The sequence below is a fragment of the Streptomyces sp. NPDC020807 genome, from assembly GCF_040641575.1.
GTDB lineage: Bacteria > Actinomycetota > Actinomycetes > Streptomycetales > Streptomycetaceae > Streptomyces.
This window is the reverse complement of record NZ_JBFADU010000007.1, coordinates 39,729-57,693: the sequence shown is the minus strand read 5'-3', so window position 1 is coordinate 57,693 and position 17,965 is coordinate 39,729. Positions and strand designations below refer to the sequence as shown.

Sequence of the window (17,965 nt, the reverse complement as noted above, 5' to 3'; positions counted from 1 at the left end):
ACCGCAGGTCAAAGCCGTCGGCCGCCGGATTCCACCGGGCAGCGTCTTACCAAACTGTCCACACTCTGGACACCTGCGTGTGCTCGCCACCGACGGGTGCTACCGTCCCGGCCATGCAGCACACCGCCACCCTCGCCATGATGCGAATGATGCCCCGGACACCGGAGGCGCTTCGCTAGCGAAGCCGTGCGCGCAGAGACTGCGACGGACCCTCCGGAAACGGGGGGTCCGTTTTTTGTTGCCCCGGCCGGGCTCGCACCTCCCCCATCGCTCCCCCTCTCCCCTCCCCACCCACCAGAAGGCGAAGTACCCACCATGGCCCCCGCACCCGTACCGGTCGTCTCCCTCACCGACTGCGCCGACCCCAACGCCCTGGCCCGCCAGTCCGCCCGCATCGCCACGCTCTTCGGCGCCACCCCGACCGTCCTGCCGCTCACCGGCCCCGACCCGGAGGGTGCCGCCGCTCTCACCCTGCTCGACCTGCTGCGCTCCACGGACCTCATCGGCGGGCCGACGCAGCCGGTGGTCGTCCTCGTCAACATCGCCCCCCGCGACGGCCACTGGCCCAACGGCGTCCCCTTCTGTTACTTCCGCCACGGGCAGCACCTGGTCATCAGCACCCTGAGCCAGCGCGTGCTCGCGCCGCTCGCGACCTACCTGGGCCTGACGGAGGTGCACGTCACCGACGTCCGCGAGGTCCTGGAGGCCGCCGCCGCCGGATGGGCCGAGCTGAGGGAGGACGAGGTCGAGGAGATGGTGCGGACGCAGTTCCGCAGCCTCTGGTACGTGCCGCTGCTCGCCCGCTGGCTCGCCGACGGCCGCGAGGTGCCGGCGCAGGCGCACGCGGTGCGCGAGGCCGAGACGGACGACGTGCGCGTCGCCGTCGTCGACAACTTCGGCAACTGCAAGCTCGACCGGCCGGCCGCCGAACTGCCGGGCTACGCGGGCGAGAAGAGCCTCCTCGTGCACAACCGCCACGAGGGCCGCGACGTCCGGGTGCGCTGTTACGACCGGCTCCCCGACGTCCCGCTCGGCGAGCCCGGCATCACGGTCGGGAGCTCCGGGGTCGGCTTCGCCGAGCTGGTCGTCCGCGGCGGCTCCGCGGCCGCCGTCTTCGGCCTCAGCCAGGGCGACCGGGTGCTGAGCCTCGCGGGCTGACCCGTTATCAACGCGTTACGCCCGTGGCACCCGGTCGGATTGACGCCGGCCTCCACCAGCCGGAATGCTGAAAAGCATGTCCGGAACCCCCCTGCCGGTACGCCGCCGCCACGTGGACAACGTGCGCCGCGCGGACGATCCGTGTCGTTGAGCGCGCACACCGCCGGCCCACTTTCCGTATTTTTTACCGGACTTTCGAAGGATTTCCGATGCTCCGTTCCCGCATAGCCCTCACGGCCTCCGCAGCCACCGTCGTCCTCGCCGCCGCGGCCTGCGCGCCGCAGCCGGAGGCCGACACCGGAGCCGCCGGCTCCGGGGCCCCGACCTGCACGATCGACAGCCCGGCCCTCTTCAGGTCCGGTCAGCTGACCATCGCCACCGACTCCCCCGCCTACGAACCGTGGTTCGACAGCAACACCCCCTCGAACGGCAAGGGATTCGAAAGCGCCGTGGCCTACGCGGTGGCCGGCAAGCTGGGCTTCAGCAAGGAGCAGGTGAAATGGGTGACCGAACCCTTCGCCCATTCCTACGCCCCCGGCAAGAAGTCCTTCGACTTCGACATCAACCAGATCTCCATCACGCCCCAGCGCGCGAAGGCGGTCGATTTCTCCACCAGTTACTACACCGCGAACCAGGCCGTCCTGACGCTCGAGGGCTCGAAGTTCGCCAAGGCCAAGTCCCTGGGCGAGCTCAAGAACGCCAAGATCGGCGTGCAGGTCGCGACCACCAGCTACCAGGCCGTCCTGGAGCAGCTCAAGCCGAGCAAGCAGCCGAGCGTCTTCAACACCACCAAGGACGAGGTGACCGCGCTGACGAACGGTCAGATCGACGCGATCGTCACCGACCTGCCGACCGTCTTCTACCTCGCGGCCGCCGAGCTCGACAACGGCAAGATCATCGGCCAGTTCGGCTACGCGGGCGGCACCCCGGAGAAGTTCGGCCTCCTGCTGCCGAAGGGCAGCGGGTACACCGGCTGCGTGAACAAGGCCCTGGAGTCCCTGAAGGCCGACGGCACCCTCGACCAGCTCACACAGAAGTGGCTCTCCGCCTCCGCGAACGTCCCCGAGCTGAAGCAGTAGCGGGCCGGCTGTGGAACTGACGAAAACCGTGGTGCCGCCGCCCCGCGCGGGTGAGGCGGACGACACGTACCGGCCGAGCGAGCACGAGCGGGAGCGCCGGCGCTACCGCCGCTCCCGCCGTCGCCGCCACACCTGGATCTCCTTCCTGTGCACCGTGGCCGGCCTGGTGGCCATCGGCGCTGCGGCGGTCTCCTCGCCGGGCTGGGAGCGCGTCGACAGCCTGTTCTTCGACGGCGCCGAGCTCCGCGAGGCGTTCCCCGAGCTGCTGCGGGGCTTCTGGCTCAACATCCAGATGTTCCTCGTCGCCGAGGTGCTGATCCTCGTCCTCGGTCTGCTCATCGCCCTCATCCGGGTGACCCGCTCGCCGGGCCTCCAGCCGCTGCGGCTCGCCGCGACCGTCTACGTCGACGTCTTCAGGGGCGTACCGACCCTGCTCCTCGTCTTCCTCGTCGGCTTCGGGCTCCCCGCGCTCCAGCTCCAGGGCACCCCGTCGCAGCCCTGGGTGCTCGGCGTGATCGCCCTCGTGCTCTCGTACGGTGCCTACGTCGGCGAAGTCCTCCGCGCCGGGCTCAACTCGATCCACCCCGCGCAGCGCAACGCCGCCCGGGCCCTGGGGCTGAACGAGCGGCAGACCCTGCGCCACGTCGTCCTGCCGCAGGCGGTGCGCAACGTGCTCCCGCCGCTGCTCAACGACTTCATCGCGCTCCAGAAGGACACCGCGCTGATCGCCGTGCTCGGCCCGCTGGAGGCGCTGCGCGCCGCCCAGATCAAGGCGGACTACGACTTCAACTACACGCCCTATCTCGGAGCGGCACTCTTGTTCATCGCGGTGACCATTCCGCTGACCCGCTTCGCCGACCGGCTCCAGCGGCGGGCGGCGCAGCGCACCTGGGCGGAGGCGGGCCGATGAGCGGGCCACAGGACAAGCCGAAGGACGAGCTGAAGGCCGCGGCGACGGAGCGGCCGCTCCTCCGCATCCGCGGTCTCCGCAAGCAGTACGGGTCGCGGCTCGTCCTGCGGTCGATCGACCTCGACGTCGCGGAGCACGAGGTCGTCTGCCTCATCGGCGGCTCGGGCTCGGGCAAGTCGACGCTGCTGAAGTGCGTGGACCTGCTCGACGTCGTCGACGACGGCACGGTCCACCTGGGCGACAGCGAGCTGACCGACCCGCGCCTCGACCCCGATGTCGCCCGCCGGCGCATCGGCATCGTCTTCCAGGCGTACAACCTGTTCCCGCACCTCAGCGTCCTCGACAACATCACGCTCGCGCCGCGCCAGGTCCACGGCGTCCCGCGCAAGCAGGCGGAGGCGAAGGCCCGCGAGCTGCTCGCCCGGCTCGGGCTCGCGGACAAGGAGCGGGAGCACCCCGACCGGCTCTCCGGCGGCCAGCAGCAGCGCGCGGCCATCGCCCGCGCGCTCGCCACGGAGCCGGAGCTGCTGCTCTTCGACGAGATCACCTCGGCCCTCGACCCGGAGCTCGTCGGCGAGGTCCTGGACGTCGTCGCGGACCTCAAGCAGCGCGGTCTGACCATCCTCATGGCCACGCACGAGATGGACTTCGCCCGGCGCGTCGCGGACCGGGTCTGCTTCCTCGAGGGCGGCGTGATCGTCGAGCAGGGCACCGCGGAGCAGGTCCTGACCGCACCGCGCGAAAAGGCCACGCAGCGGTTCCTCGCACGGGCGCTCGACCGGTCCTGACCTCGGCGGGGTGTACCGCCCCGTTTCCTCCCCCTTCGGCGGTGGTGCACTCGGCTCCGCGACGGCGCGGCCGGTGGGACCGCGACCGCGGGCGCCATCGCCGGAGGGAGAGCGGGAACACGCACGTCAACGACGCTCTGCACACGAGACGAGACCCCATGCCGCAGCCCCTCGACGCCCCGAAGGCGGTGTCGGTCGTCGCCGAACCGCTGGAGGACCTGCTCGCCGACGTCAATCACGTACCGTCCGTCGAGCTCCTTCCCGTCGTCCCCGTGGCGGGCACGGCGTCCTCCGCCCCCGGATGGCTGACGGGAGTCGCCCAGGCCGTGTACGACGCCGGTGCAGGCGCGCACCTCGTCCGTACGGCGGTCCGACCGTACGGGTCACCCGGGGCCTGGCGTGAGGTCCTGCGCCGGGAGGTGGCCGAGGGCTTCATGCAGCCGACGAGTCGGTACGCGTCCGCGGAGGCGCCGTCGGCCGACCTGATCCGGTCGGCGGGCGAACTCGCGGAAGGGATCGCCGATCTCGTGGAGGCCCATCTGGGGCCCGTGCGGATCGCCGCCGACGTGGACGGCCCTCACGCCGGTGACCTCGCGTGGCGCAATGTCCTGCTGGTCACCGACGGCTGGGCGACGATCCTGCACCTCGGGATCCGCGACTGAGCCGCTCCTCCGTCAGGCTCCGGGGTCGGCTTCGGGGTGCGTGAAGCGCACGGGCCTGCCCAGCAGGCGGGCGTACGCGATCTCGGCCCGTGTGCTGTCGCCGATGTAGTCGCCGACGACGAGCACCTCGTCGGCGAGCCGGATCTTGGCCCGGTGCAGTTCGTCGAGTCGCGCCTTCAGCGCCTCGGCCTCGGCGGGGTCGGACCAGAGGGCGTGCGGCGATTTCATGTCGCACCCCGGCTTGACGACGATCCTTCCGGCCGCGGTCTCCCGCACGTCGGCCTCGGTCATCTCGGCCATGAAGCGGGTGGAGCCGCAGATCACGACGATACGCGGGAGGCTCAGCCGGGTCTTCGCGTCGGCGAGACCCGCCTCGGCGGTGAGCCCTGGCGGTCGTGGCCGTGATTCCGACATCGAATGCCTCCCGGTGGTCGTGGTGCGACGGCTACTCCGTCACCCGCGGCAGAGCCGCGACCTTCCTCCACAGCGCGAGCTGTGCGTCGTCCACCGGCAGCATCTCACCCTGGTACAACTGCGCGTTCCCGTCCTCCTCGACGTCCTCCCAGGCCGCGGTGGCGAACACGTACGTGGCACCCTCCTCGAGGCGGGGCGCGGGGCCGTTGTCGTGGCCGTGCGTGACGCGGACCGTCCCGCGCAGATCTCCCCGGAGCACCGCCGAGACCTCGACCAGGTAGACGTCCTCCACGAACTCGTCGATCCGCCGGCGCCCCTCGAACGACGTCACCGTGCCGGTGAAGACGTCGTCGGCGCGGGGCGCGGTGTCGGCCGGATCGCGCACGTCGTACCCCCGCAGCACGCATCCGGCGTAGATCCGCGCGGACCACACCTGGTAGCCGAACCACCCACCGGTGCCCGTCACCCCGAGGGCGACCGCGCCGGCGACCAGGGCGATCCGCGTCCTCTTCCTCATGTACCGTCCCCACGACTCGTGACTCACCCGCCGCGCCGGAGGGACGCCCCCGCTCGGATCGGACGCATCCGTCCGACAGATCGAGAACGCTCGCCGCCGACCTGGGTTGCGGGTCGTCCCGGCCTCGTTCAGTACGGTGCCGTGACCGTCGCCCACCGCGTAGGGCGTTCCGTCGAGTGCGCGGTGCGCGGTCGCGCGGCGGGCCGGTACGTCGAGGTAGGCGAACGTGGCCGCGTGGGTGCGGAAAAGGAGCCGCGACGACTCGGGCCGGGATGGCACCATGCGGGACATGGCAGATGACGGCACCACCCGCCCCTTTCCGGCAGGCCAGACGGCTCTGGTCGTCCGCGTCCCGGAGGCGGAGTCCCTCGTCGGCGGGTGGCGGGAACGCTGCGATCCCTCGGCCCGGGACGGTGTTCCCGCGCACGTCACCGTGCTCTTCCCGTTCCTGGACGAGAGCCTCGTCGACGCGGGCGTCCGCGCCGTCCTCGCGCAGGTCCTGGGCAGCCACCCCGCCTTCGAGGTGCGGTTCGCGCGCTGCGGACGTTTCCCGGGGGTTCTGCACCTCTCCCCCGAGCCGGCCGGGCCGCTGCGCCGGCTGACCGAGACCGTCGCCGCCCGTTGGCCGGAGGCTCCGCCGTACGGTGGCCGTCACGCGGACGTCGTCCCGCACCTGACCGTTGCCCTGGGCCAGGAGGACTCCCTTCTGGAGGAGATCGAGGCCGACCTCGCCGGGCGGCTTCCCTTCACGTGTCGTGTGTCGTCGGTGGAACTGATCGTGCACGACGGTGCGAAGTGGCAGGAGCGGGCGTCGTTCCCGCTCGGGGGGTGACGTCGCGCGAGCACGCGCCGCCCGTCGGACACCCGGGTGCTCTCCGTCCGGAAATCGACCGCACGGATGCGTTGAACTCCCGCGCCGCCACGGATAGCGTCCGGCCGTTACCCGCGGTACGCGGGTGGCGTCGACACGTCATTCGGCGAGGAGTCGCTCATGCGAAGAGTTCGTACGGCCCTGATCGGTGCGGCGACCGGTCTGGCCGTTCTGGTCGGCACGGCCACGTCCGCCGGAGCGGCCGGCGCCGCCGACGCGGTCGCCGCGCTGCAGAACGGCGTCGGCCTGGGCGTCAGCCGGGGATACCCCGGCGCCATGGGCCTGATCCGCGACGGGCAGTCCGGCACCTACGTGAAGGCGGGGTCCAGTACGGCCGGATCGACGCAACCGATCGACCCGACCGCGAAGTTCCGGATCGGCAGCAACACGAAGCTCTTCGCCGCCGTCACCGTGCTCCAGCTGGAGGCGGAGGGCAAGCTCTCGCTGAACGACACCGTGGCCAAGTGGCTGCCGAACGCGGTGCGGGCCAACGGCTGGGACGGCAACCAGATCACCGTCCGGCAGTTGTTGAACCACACCTCCCGGCTGCCCGAGTACATGCCCGCGTACAACCTGCCGTACTACACCATGCAGAACGTCAACACGGTCTACACGCCTCAGCAGTTGGTCGACGCGGCGCTCGCGCAGGCGGCGGGCCCCCGCCCGGCGAACGGCGTCGCGTACTACTCCAACACCAACTACGTCCTCGCCGGCATGGTCATCCAGGCCGTCACCGGCAACACCCCGGCCGCCGAGGTCACCCGGCGCATCATCACGCCCCTCGGCCTGGCCAACACGTCGTTCCCGGAGACCGATTACCACATCTACGGCAACTTCGTCCGTGGCTGGAAGTGGCCCGAGCTGTGGCTCGGCTGGCAGCCCCCGATCGTGGACGCGACCAACTCGAACGTGAGCCTCTTCGGCCCCGCCGGCGCGATGGTGTCGACACTCGACGAGCAGGCGACGTTCCTCCAGGCCGTGTTCAGCGGGCAGTTGCTGCCCGCCGCACAGATGGCCACCCTGCGCGGCAGCGTGCCGCTGGACGGCGCCGGCCAGCCCGGCGGCATGGGCGCCAACCACTGGACGTACGACTGCGCCTCCGGGACGAAGACCTTCTGGTCGCACGGCGGGAACGTGATCGGCTACGCCAGCCGATGGTTCGTCAGCGAGGACGGCGGCAAGGCGGTCGTGGTCATGGGCAACGAGCACCACGGCTCCAGCGACACCCAGGGGCAGCTGGCCCTGCTGTCGGGCGCCCGGGACGCGCTCTGCGCCCTCCTCTGAGCGCACTCCACCCTGCGGCCCGCGTCAGCGGAACTCGTGGACCACCTCGTGATGCCGCGCCCCGCCGGATCGTCGACCGGCAGGGCGCGGGAGTGCCGCTCGGCGGCGGAGGGTGAGGGGTTTGCTCAGTCGAGGCAGAACTCGTTGCCCTCGACGTCCTGCATGTTGATGCAGGACTCGTTCTCCTCGTCGGCGTACAGCGTCTTCAGGTGCGTCGCGCCGAGGGCGACGAGCCGCTCGCACTCGGCCTCCAGGGTGGCCAGGCGTTCGTCGCCGACCAGGCCCTTGCCCGCGCGGACGTCGATGTGGACGCGGTTCTTGACGACCTTGCCTTCGGGGACGCGCTGGAAGTACAGGCGCGGGCCCGCCCCCGTCGGGTCACTGCACGCGAACCATGCACCGCGCTCCTCGGGTGCCAGCGTCGCGTTGTACGCGTCCCAGGACTCGAAGCCCTCCGGCGGCTGCGGAGCGACGTAGCCCAGCACCTCGCACCAGAAGCGGGCGACGCGCTCCGGGTCCGCGCAGTCGAAGGTGATCTGGACTTCCTTGATCGTTGCCATCACGCCAACGTAGCAGCGGGCGTTTGACCGCTCATCTTCTTTTTTCCTTCAGAGACGTATGAGGCCGGCGTGCGTCGGGCGGAAGCCGCACCGGGCGTAGAAGGACTCCAGGTGCGGTTCGTAGTCGACGTGCAGCCACTCGGCGCCGAGGGTCTTCGCCTCGGTCGTGGCCGCGTTCACCAGGCGGATGCCCAGGCCCTGGCGGCGGGCGTCCGGGTGCACGGTCGTGTCCAGGACGAAGGCGTGCGCGCCGCCGTCGCCGACGACGTTGACGAAGCCGACCAGGCGGTCCCCCCGGTGTGCGGCGATCCAGGTGAGGCTGCGGGCCAGTTTCGGTGCGAAGGCGCTCGGCCGGTGTCCCGGCCACGAGGCAGTGAACAGGTCGTTGAGGTCGGCATCCGTCAGGTCGGGACGTACGGAGAGCGCTTCGTCGCCGTTCAGCGGCGCGTCGGTGGTCGTCGTCATGTCCGGAAGGCTGCCTCGCCCCCGGTCGTACCGCCAGCGGAATTCGCCTTGCCCGCGCGTGCCACGGGACCTGGCGTCGACCGGCCCGCACCTCTCCGGACCGGAGGACCTCGATGCCCCTTCGCCTCGCCGTCGCCGACGACGCCGGTTTCCTCCGGCGCGTCCTGCTGGAGGCGAACGACTGGAACGGCGAGCCGCGGTTCACCGCCCGGTGCCTGCCCGCGAGCGCGCCGGGGTACGGCTTCGTCGCCGCGGACGTTCCCGACGTGACCGTCGGCCTGCTGCCCGGGCACCGGGGCCGCGGACACGATGGTTCTGGACCTGACCGCTCGGGGGTCACTGGAAGACCAGGGCCCAGCCCCTTCGCGCCATGAAGCCTGACCCCGCGAAGGAGGCCGGGTCGTCGACGGTGCCGGCGAAGCCGGTGGCGACGTCCTCGACGAGGGTTCCCACGGTCAGGGCGACCGCGGCGGTGATGAGGGCGGCTCCCGCCACGCGTCGGACCACGCTCTCCGTCATGGGACGTTCCGCCTGCTGGTCCGGTACGGCCGCGGGGACCGGGACCTCCTTCGGTTTGCGCGGGACCAGTTCGTAGGTGATGGTTCCCGTGCCCGGGAACGAGGCCGACGACTCGACCTCGACGACGGTGTCGGCCATGGTGTTCGACGGGGCCGCCATGGGAGCGATGTCGTAGCCCGCCACCACCTCGCGCATGTCCCCCTTGGCTCTCAGCTGCGCCCTGAGGCCCTCGACGTACCACGCCACGTGCTTCGGTCCTTCGGCCTCGGCCTGGCCTCCCTTGTGCTTGGCGTCCCAGACGTAGACCGTCGTGTCGGTCCACAGGATGAGGTCGGCGCGGCCGCCGGTCGCCGCGATGACGTTCTTCGGGTTGCGGCCGCCGACGCGCGACTGGAGGTCCGCCGTGACCACGCCCCGGCCCGCGAGTTGCGAGGCCGCCATCGTGATCGCCTGGTCGTGGTGGGCCGTGTACACGTCCCTCAGGTGCTCGCCCAGGTTGAAGGGCGTGTTGGGCTCGCGGCCGTCGTCGTCCGTGTAGCGCAGGGGGTTCTGGAAGGCGTAGCCGTACAGCTGGAGGTTGGACGGCTTGTGGACTCCCTCGTTCGCGCCGCTGTCGAGGTACTCGCCCAGGGCCGGATCGGCGGACTGCCACGTACCGCCGCGCGCGTCGTAGTAGCGCGCCCCGTGGTACGTGTAGCCGGTCTCCTGGTCGAGCTCCTTGCCCGTGAAGCCGTAGGGGTCCTTGCTGCCCGGGTGCTCGTCGACCCAGGGCTCGCCCGACGGGAAGTAGTCCAGGTGCTCGGCGAGGCGGCCGTCGGCGTCCGAGCCGAAGTTCGAGGACCCCAGGTGGTCGCCGTGGAAGAAGAACTGGTCCTTCTCGTAGGCCTCGCCCGGCTTCGACGTCTTGGTGGCGATGCGGACGCCGCCCGCGAAGACGTGCTTGAACTCGGCGGGCGCGCGGGCCGTGTAGTACTGGTTCGGGTAGAACGTGACCTGGGCGCCGTCCTTGACCAGGCGGGTTCCCTTGTCGTCGTAGAGGAAGCGGACCGTCGGCGGCTTGCCGGGCCTGGTGCAGGCGGACGGGTCCTGCGGCTGGGTCTCGTTCCTGGACGTGTCGTGGACGCAGGCGAGGCGGTTCTCCTCGTCCCAGACCTGCTGGCGGCGCGGCTTGCCCGGCACGGCGGTGACGCTGTCGATCAGGTTGCCGTTGGCGTCGTGGGTGAGGGTCGAGCGGCCGATCGCGGAAGGGGCGTGGGGGCGCGTCGACGCGTAGGCGTACGCGTGCTTGTACGTGGTGGGGTGCTGGACCTGCTCGTGGACGTCTCCCACCACGACGCGGTGGTCCTGGTCCTTCTCCGTGATGTTGCCGATCGTGTCGTACGAGGTGGCGTACGTGTAGCGGTCGGTCTTGTTGGCCAGGAAGCGGAACGAGCCCTTGGCCGAGGTGAGCCGGTTGAGGTTGTCGTAGGTGTAGGCGTGCTCGGTCGGGCCGCCGAGCTTCGGTGCCTCCTCCGGGAGCCGGGTGTCGTTCCTCTGGCCGACGAGGTTGCCGTTGGCGTCGTACGTGTACGCCAGGTTCTGGAAGACGGAGCCCGTCGGCAGGGTGGACGTGAGGGTCGCCATGCGGCGGTCCTCGGCGCCGTACGTGAACGTCGTGCGGGTGCCGTTGCCGAGTTCGAGCGTGTCCCGGTCGCCGAACTTGTCGTACGTGAGGGACCGGAGGTACGTGTAGTCGTGGTTCTTCTTGGTGCCCACCGCCGCGGCGACGCGGCCGCCGCTGTCGTAGGTGTACGAGAGCAGCTCGCCGTCGGGGTAGGTGAGGGAGAGCATCCGGTTGAGGCTGTCGTAGCGGTACGCCGTGCCGAAGGTGCGCACCTGCGGGCCGGGGCCCGGGAGGGTGCGGATCTCCTCGGTGACCTCGCCGAGGGGTCCGTACCGGCGGGTCAGATCGCCGCCGGCGTCCTCGATCCGGGTGACGCGGCCCGCGGCGTTGTACTTGGCGCCGGGGGCTCCGTAGGTGTAGCGGACGTCGTTGTGGGTGAAGACGGGGTGGCGGATCTCGGTGACGCGGTCGTAGTCGTACGTGTAGGTGACGGCCTCGTCCTTGGCGGCGAGCTTGGCGGTCTGCAGCCGGACGACGTTGCCCGCCGGGTCGTAGCCGGTGACGGTGCGGCCGGCGTCGGGTGAGTCCACGACGGTGCGGCGGCCGAGGTTGTCGTAGGCCGAGGTGGTGACGTTGTTCCGGTCGTCGGTGACCTTGGTGACCGAGCCGAGCGGGTCGTAGGCGTAGCTGGTCCAGATCGGTGCGTCGCCGGTGGCGGCCCCGGGTTCGCGGACGGCGGTCTGCTGTTGGCGGACGTCGCTGTAGGAGGCGGTGGGGTTGCCCTTGGCGTCGGTGGAGACGGTCTCGAACCGGGTGGTGCCGTCGCGGTCCTCGCCGAAGCCGTACGTCACGGAGGTCGTGGTCCCGTCGGGGAGGTCGGTGCGCAGGGGGCGGTCGAGGACGTCGTGGGTGACGGTCGCGGGCCGGACCGTGTCGAGGGTCTTGTTGAAGGCGGTGTTGGCCTCGCCCTTGGGTTCGGTGACGGGGTAGTACTGCGCGACCGGGCGGCCGAGGGCGTCGAAGACGGTGCGGCCGGTGACGGTCATGACGTCCTGGCCGCCGACGGTGGCGTCCTTCTTGGTCTGGACGATGCGGCCGAGGCCGTCGGAGAAGCCGATGGTGTCGATCGTGTCGTCCCTGGCCCGGCCGGTGGCGTCCCGGTCGAGGTGGCGGGTGGTCGCGTACGGCACGGGGGCTTCGGGGTGGTAGGCGAAGGCGATCGTGGGTCGGCCGCCGCCCTGTTCGTGCGGACCGGTGACGGTGGTGAGGCGGCCGATCTCGTCGTAGGTGGAGCTGGTCTTCTGGCCGTTGATGTCCGTGGACTCGGTCTGGAGGCCGAAGCGCGCGTCGTACGCGGCGGTCGAGCGGTAGCCGTGGCTGTCCTCGACGGAGGTGGCGTGCGTGCCGGTCTCGGCGTCGTAGGTGTAGGTGCGCCGGTAGCGCTGGCCGCGGTGGTTCTCGGGTGAGGTGATCGTCCTGAGGGTGCCGTCGGGATGGTAGGTGAGGTCGGTGACGGCTGTCGTGTCGTCGTCGAGGTGGGCGGTGTGGCGGGTGACCTCTCCGTTGGAGCAGTCGACGTCGGCGACGCGCGAGCGCATCAGGCGCCCGCCGCCGCGGACCTCGACGGTCCGGCCGATGCCCACGATGTGGGTGTCCGTGCAGGTGGTGTAGCCGGTCGTGGTCTCGACGTCGTCGGCGGCCCCGGGTTCGCCGCGGTCCACCTTGCGCGTGAGGTTGCCGAGGTCGTCGTAGGTCATCTCGGTGGACGTGGTCTTGCCCGGGGTCGTGCCGCCCCGGCCGTCGAACCAGCGGGCCTCGGTGCGCTCCAGCAGCGGGGCGACGGAGCCGGGGACGACGTCCCGGAGGGCGTACGTGTTGAGGGTCTCGGTGAAGAGGGCGCCGGTGGCGTCGGTGACGGCCTCGCGAGTGAGGAGGCCGCGGGTCGCGTGGCTGTGGGTGCTGTACTCGCGGACGGTGGAGCGGTAGGGCTTGGCGTCGTCGGTCAGCTCGGTGCTGGTGACGGTGGCGTAGCCGCGGAACTCGCGCTCCAGCCGGTCGTACTTCCCCTTCTCGTACGTGAAGGAGTGCGCCTGGGTGTCGGGGCCGTCTCCGGGCAGGTTGTCGTGGACGCGGGTGCCGGAGAGGAGCCAGCGGGAGCCGGGCTGGTCGTAGGTGTTGCCGTCGCGCCGGTACGTGAGCTCGATGCGGGCGCCGAGGGGCCGGGTGACGTTCTTGAGGAGGTTGGTGCGGCCGGTGCGGTTGGCGGCGACGACGAGTTCGTCGTCCTCGTCGGAGGAGAGGTGGTCGGCGAGGCCGTCGCCGTCGATGTCGCGGATCATCTGCTCGGCGCGGGTGGCGCCGGTGGAGAGGTTGACGCCGGGGTTGATGATGATGCAGCCGGCGATGAAGCAGATGGGGACGGTGAAGTAGACGCCGCCGCCGAGCTGGGCGTTGGCGTCGGCGTTGATGCCGTCGAGGCTTCCCCGGAAGGGCACGGCCGGGGCGAAGCCGGAGCCCGTGTTGAGGGCGACCTTGACGGGGTTGCCCTCGAGGACGCGGTCGACGCGGCCGTCTCCGTTGACGTCGGCGAGGGAGTCCTTCGTGGAGGACGTCTGCTCGTGGAAGGAGCCGCCGCCACCGAAGCCGTAGAAGTCGGTGCTGAAGCCGATGCTGAGGCCCTTGGTGGTGCCGCTGCCCGCGTTGAGCCTGCCGCCGGGCCAGGGTTCGGTGGCGGCGAAGCGGTAGCCGAGGTTGAGGGCGACGCGGCCGTCCTCGTAGGCGCGGTCGGGGAGGTTGTCGCCGTTGATGTCGAGCAGGTCGTACGAGGTGTCGGCGGTGTTGCCGCCGTACTCGCCCTGGAAGCCGAAGGGGGGCATGTCGTCGCCGGAGGACGAGGTGGTGGAGCTGCCCTCGGCGGGCGGTGCGGCGTGGCCGCGGCCGGTGGCGACGGTGCGGGCGGCGCTGCCCCCGTTCGCGTTGCCGCTGCGGGTCTCGGTGGAGCGGATGGCGGCGTCGGGGACGGAGCCTCGGGTGGCGCCGAGGACGCCGGTCGGGTCGGTGTACTGGATGCCGCCGGCGCCGACGACGTCGGGGAAGCCGTCGCCGTTCATGTCGAGGTAGTCGGTCTCGCCGGTCGAGGTGCCGGTGGCGAGGCTGCCCCCGAGGCTGCCGACGGTCCCGCCGACGGAGCCGGTGAGCGAGAGCTGCCAGGAGTGGGACATGCGGGGCACGGCGTGGGCGGAGGCGAGGGAGTCGGCGGTGGGCAGGCCGAGGGTCTGGCCGCCGAAGCGCGAGCTGGAGGCGGTGCCCGGCGCGGTCCAGGTGTACTCGCCCGAGCCCCAGCGGTGGTGCTCGGGGTCGGGGGCGAAGGGGACGGCGGCGGGCGGGGTGATCCTCGGGTTCTTCTCGAAGGCCGGGCGGTCCCGTTCGACGTCGACGTCCTCGGGGAGGCCTTCCTTCATCTTCTCGGCGGTGAGCTCGGCCTGTTTGATGGGCTGGGTGGCGCGGTCCCGGTTGCCGTTGTAGCCGATGGAGGACCAGCCGCGGTACTGGCGGCCGTAGACGTCCTCGGTGGAGGGGGCGTGCAGGGTGGCCGGGACGAGGCCGCCGCCTCCGACGGAGACCTTGGCGCTGGTGATCCTGGCGGCGAGTTCGGGGGTGGGGGCGGTGACGTCGACGTAGAGCGCTTCGCCGGCGGGGGCGGTGACCTGGACGGACGGTGTGTCGCCGATGTCGAAGAACCGCTTGGCGAGGAGGCCGTTCTTCTTCTTGACGGTGAGGACGAGGCGGCCGGTGGTGCCCAGGTTCGTCGCCACGTGCGCGGTGACGGCGAAGGTGCCGGTGCCCGGGGCGGCGACGGGCCGCTGGACGCCGCCGGGTCCCGTGGGCACGTAGGTGTCGATGTCGTACGGGGGACGGAACTCGAGCGGCTGGGCGCCGGCGATCCTGCGGACGCCCTCGGCCGTCGTGTAGCGGGCGACCGGTGTCCATGCCAGGGCGGTGACGTCGACGGGCGAGTCGACGAGGATCCGCCACTGGAGCTTCTGTCCCTTGGTCGCCCGGAGGGTGACGTCGGCCGGGAAGGTGCCGGTCTCGGCGGCGCGGATGGTCTTCTCGAAGACGGTCGTGCCGGCCTGGGTGATGCGGACGGTGACGTCGTCGGTGGTCGCGGCCGTCTTCCGTACGTCTCCGGTCAGGTGCAGGGTGCCGGCGACGGGTGCCTCGGCGGTGATCGCCCGGCCGGCGAGGGTGAAGTCCTCGGACGCGGTGTACGAGTGGAGCGGCAGCCCGCTCGCGTCGGTCGCCTCGAATCCGGTGTAGGCGACGGTCGGGTCCCAGGCGACCTCGTCGCCGGCACCGTCGAGGACGGAGCCGACGCGGAAGTAGAGCCGGTCGCCGCGCCGGACGGTGACGGCGTCGACGCCGTCGGGGGTGTGCGCGGTGTGGTCGCCGTCCTCGATGCGCCGGGACCACAGCTCGCGGTCCTCGTGCTGCACGGCGACGCGCACGCCGTCGGGGTGGGCGAAGTCCGCCTGGACGGTCGTCTTCCTCAGGGTCACGGTGCCGGTGACGCGGACCGTGCCGTCGTAGGGTGCCGTCCATCGGCGGACGGTGTCCACCAGCGGGGAGGAGTCGATGCGGCGCTCGCGCTCGGCGTCGAGGTCGGGCAGGAGTCTTCCGGTGTCGACCTGTCCGGAGCCGATCGGCACGGGGGTCTGGGCGGCGGATCCGTAGGTGACGCCGCCGTCGTCGTCGACGCGGCCGAAGCGCACGGAGGAGCCGTCGACGAGGTCGATCACGCCGTCGGCGTTGACGTCGCTGAAGTAGCGGCGGGTGGTGGACACGGTGTCGACGTAGTCCAGCTGGGCCGCGGCGACGCCGAGGTAGCCCTCGATGCCGACGGTCAGGGAGTTGGCGGTCTCGCTGAGGATGCCCGGCAGGCCGCGCAGGGGTGCGGTGGTGTCGGCGAAGCGGGGCCGGCCGCCGGGGCGGGAGAGGTTCTTGCGGAAGACGAAGTCGTCGCCGTCCTCGAAGACCTTGTCGGGCAGGTTGTCGCCGTCGACGTCGGCGAGGGTGAGCATGCCCTCGTCGCCGGTGCTGCTGAAGCCCGCCTTGATGCCGGCCGAGCCGCTCTTCGAGGGGCTCGCTCCGTAGCCGACGTACAGGTGGCCGCCGATGCTCTTCGACGTGTTGCCGTGGAGGGCGCCGGCCTCGCCCGAGCCGGGGTTCACCGTGTTGACGGCGTTGTTGCGGACGTCGTCGTCGGGCGAGGTCCAGTTCACCCGGGCGAAGGCCTCGTAGGCGCCGTCGGCGTCGCGGATGTCGTCGAAGTACTCGAAGGCGTGCCGGTTGAACTCCTTGCCGTCCGCGCCGGACTGGGCGATCGAGGTGAGGAGGGTCTTGTGGAACGCGCCGGTGGTGTACCCGAGCGTGTAGGTGCGGACCGGCCTGTCCCGGAAGCGGACCTCGATGCGGCGGAGGAGGTCGGCGGTGACGCGCTTGAAGCCGCCGCGGGCGTCGATCGACACGTCGGGGCGGCGGGGTTCGCCGAGCTCCCGGTCGCGGACGAGGGTGACGGTGTAGGGCCCGGCGGTGTCGCCGCGTCCGGTGTACGCGATCCGCTTGGGGTAGAGGGCGCGGCCGGGGACCGTGCCGCCCGCGACGCCTGCGTCCTGGACGAGGGCGTAGTCGTAGCGCACGGTGTTGCCGTGCGGGTCGCGGACTTCGCGCAGGCCCCAGGAGAAGACGTTGCCGGCGTCGTCGGCGAGCGTGGCGCCCTCGCCGCCGTACCGGAAGCGCGTTCCGGTCTTGTCGGTGACGGTCCAGGCGTACGTGGACGGGGAGTCGCCGGTCCGCACGATGCGGTCGAAGCCGCCCTCGACGCGCGGGTGGAAGACCTTGTCGCCGGTGACGCGGGGGCCCGGTGTGCCCCGGTGGGCGACGGGGGCGAGCTCCTCGCCGCCGAGGAGGTACGTCTCGGTCTCGCGGTCCTCGTCGTAGCGCGGGACGCCCCAGCGGGTGTCGACGGAGAGGGAGGGGACGGACAGGTCCCAGCCCGTGCCGAGCCAGGTCTCCGCCGCCGAGGAGGCGTACGTCACCGCGAGCGACGGCGCCAGACCGGAGCGGCCCGGGGGCAGTTCGAGGGGGTACGAGAGGCGGGCGTCGCCCTGGTTGTCGGCGCTGGGCGCGGCGATCTGGTTGACGCCGCTGACGGGCGAGGCTGCCTGGATGTTCCTGATCCGGTTGGGGTCGGAGGAGACCTGGTCGGGGCCTTCGGGGGTGGTGACGACCGCGTTCACCATGTCGGTGAAGTGGTCGGTGCGGGAGACGACGCGGTGCCTGGTCTCGTCGACGGCGATCCGTTCGAGGGCGCGCCAGCAGGTGCCGGCCTCGTCGAAGAAGAAGGTCCGGACGTCGGCCGGGGTGTGGCCGGTGGCCTTGAGTTCGTCGGGGTCGTACGGGAGGGAGACGGTGACGGCGGTCTCGAAGGTGTGCGGGGTGGGGGTGAAGCGGTAGCCGGCCGGTCCCTCGGTGACGTTCTCCATGCCCGCGCCGAGGCCGGGCAGGGAGGTGCCGTCGAGGGGCTGGATGCCGACCTGTGTGGGTTCTGAAACGGCGTCGGGGGCGAGGGTCGCCTCGGCGCCGTCGCGTGCGACGCGCCGGGTGACCCCCGTGTCCGGGGTGACCCACGTCGTCGAGGCGCGGGTCGCGGACGGGCCTTTGGTCCGGGCGGCGGTCCCGGGCACGCAGCGGCCGAGGGCGGGCGCGGCGGCCGCGGCGGGTGTGAGCCGGTCGGCACGGGCGGCACCGGTGGCGAGCGTCTCGCTCGCCGACACCAGGGAGACGGGCAGCGCGAGGGCCAGGGCGAGCGCCGGTCCCCGGCTCAGGGTCCGCGAGAGCCACGGAACTCCGGATGCCCAGCGCTGGCTGCGTACTCCACCGGTCATCGGCCTCGCCCCGACCTTTCACGCGCACCGCATCACGGAAACGGAATCCATACGATAAGCCCTTGATCAACCACATCGTCCTCGCGCGCCTCACGGAAAGGAAGCCGCAAATCAGTCAGTTGACAAGGGAGTTCTCGTGATCGACCGTTCACTCGATCGCGTGGTTTCGGTGGGGAGGGCCAGGGCAG

The 17,965-nt window shown here is 71.4% G+C and carries 12 protein-coding genes; 7 read left to right on the top strand and 5 right to left on the bottom strand.

Annotated features, from left to right (window positions below; all coding sequences use genetic code 11):
• Positions 1 to 315: 315 nt before the first annotated feature.
• The 5 genes from AB0G79_RS13850 to AB0G79_RS13830 all read left to right on the top strand — a co-directional run bounded on the left by AB0G79_RS13850 (position 316) and on the right by AB0G79_RS13830 (position 4,597).
• Positions 316 to 1,158, top strand: coding sequence for an SAM hydroxide adenosyltransferase (locus tag AB0G79_RS13850; protein ID WP_360805318.1), 843 nt, complete (start codon positions 316 to 318; stop codon positions 1,156 to 1,158).
• Positions 1,159 to 1,367: 209 nt separating this feature from the next.
• Positions 1,368 to 2,237, top strand: a complete 870-nt coding sequence (locus tag AB0G79_RS13845) for an ABC transporter substrate-binding protein (RefSeq protein ID WP_360805315.1) — start codon at positions 1,368 to 1,370, stop codon at positions 2,235 to 2,237.
• Positions 2,238 to 2,247: 10 nt separating this feature from the next.
• Positions 2,248 to 3,147 carry an amino acid ABC transporter permease gene (locus tag AB0G79_RS13840; RefSeq protein WP_360805312.1) on the top strand — a complete coding sequence of 300 codons (900 nt, stop codon included), beginning with the start codon at positions 2,248 to 2,250 and terminating at the stop codon, positions 3,145 to 3,147.
• Positions 3,144 to 3,935: an amino acid ABC transporter ATP-binding protein gene (locus tag AB0G79_RS13835; protein WP_360805309.1), complete on the top strand. Its 792-nt coding sequence runs from the start codon at positions 3,144 to 3,146 to the stop codon at positions 3,933 to 3,935. Before AB0G79_RS13840 ends, AB0G79_RS13835 begins: the two co-directional genes overlap by 4 nt.
• A 158-nt stretch (positions 3,936 to 4,093) precedes the next feature.
• A complete protein-coding gene (locus AB0G79_RS13830) occupies positions 4,094 to 4,597 on the top strand; it encodes a hypothetical protein (RefSeq protein ID WP_360805306.1) in 504 nt (167 codons plus the stop codon).
• A gap of 12 nt (positions 4,598 to 4,609) precedes the next feature.
• Here AB0G79_RS13830 and AB0G79_RS13825 read toward each other — a convergent pair whose 3' ends face one another.
• Both AB0G79_RS13825 and AB0G79_RS13820 read right to left on the bottom strand, forming a co-directional pair.
• Positions 4,610 to 5,011: a hypothetical protein gene (locus tag AB0G79_RS13825; protein ID WP_360805303.1), complete on the bottom strand. Its 402-nt coding sequence runs from the start codon at positions 5,009 to 5,011 to the stop codon at positions 4,610 to 4,612.
• Between the two features lie 31 nt (positions 5,012 to 5,042).
• A complete protein-coding gene (locus tag AB0G79_RS13820) occupies positions 5,043 to 5,528 on the bottom strand; it encodes a hypothetical protein (RefSeq protein WP_360805300.1) in 486 nt (161 codons plus the stop codon).
• Between the two features lie 289 nt (positions 5,529 to 5,817).
• Here AB0G79_RS13820 and AB0G79_RS13815 point away from each other — a divergent pair, with 289 nt between their 5' ends.
• Positions 5,818 to 6,360 (top strand): 2'-5' RNA ligase family protein, encoded by a 543-nt coding sequence (locus AB0G79_RS13815; protein ID WP_360805297.1) that lies wholly within the window; start codon positions 5,818 to 5,820, stop codon positions 6,358 to 6,360.
• A 159-nt stretch (positions 6,361 to 6,519) separates the two neighbouring features.
• Entirely contained in the window at positions 6,520 to 7,683 is a 1,164-nt protein-coding gene (locus AB0G79_RS13810; RefSeq protein WP_360805294.1) for a serine hydrolase domain-containing protein, read from the top strand.
• 125 nt (positions 7,684 to 7,808) lie between these two features.
• Here AB0G79_RS13810 and AB0G79_RS13805 read toward each other — a convergent pair whose 3' ends face one another.
• The 3 genes from AB0G79_RS13805 to AB0G79_RS13795 form a co-directional block, all read right to left on the bottom strand.
• A complete protein-coding gene (locus tag AB0G79_RS13805; RefSeq protein ID WP_360805291.1) occupies positions 7,809 to 8,243 on the bottom strand; it encodes a VOC family protein in 435 nt (144 codons plus the stop codon).
• A gap of 48 nt (positions 8,244 to 8,291) precedes the next feature.
• Entirely contained in the window at positions 8,292 to 8,708 is a 417-nt protein-coding gene (locus tag AB0G79_RS13800; protein WP_360805286.1) for a GNAT family N-acetyltransferase, read from the bottom strand.
• A 336-nt stretch (positions 8,709 to 9,044) separates the two neighbouring features.
• Entirely contained in the window at positions 9,045 to 17,777 is an 8,733-nt protein-coding gene (locus AB0G79_RS13795; RefSeq protein ID WP_360805283.1) for a SpvB/TcaC N-terminal domain-containing protein, read from the bottom strand.
• Between the last annotated feature and the right edge of the window lie 188 nt (positions 17,778 to 17,965).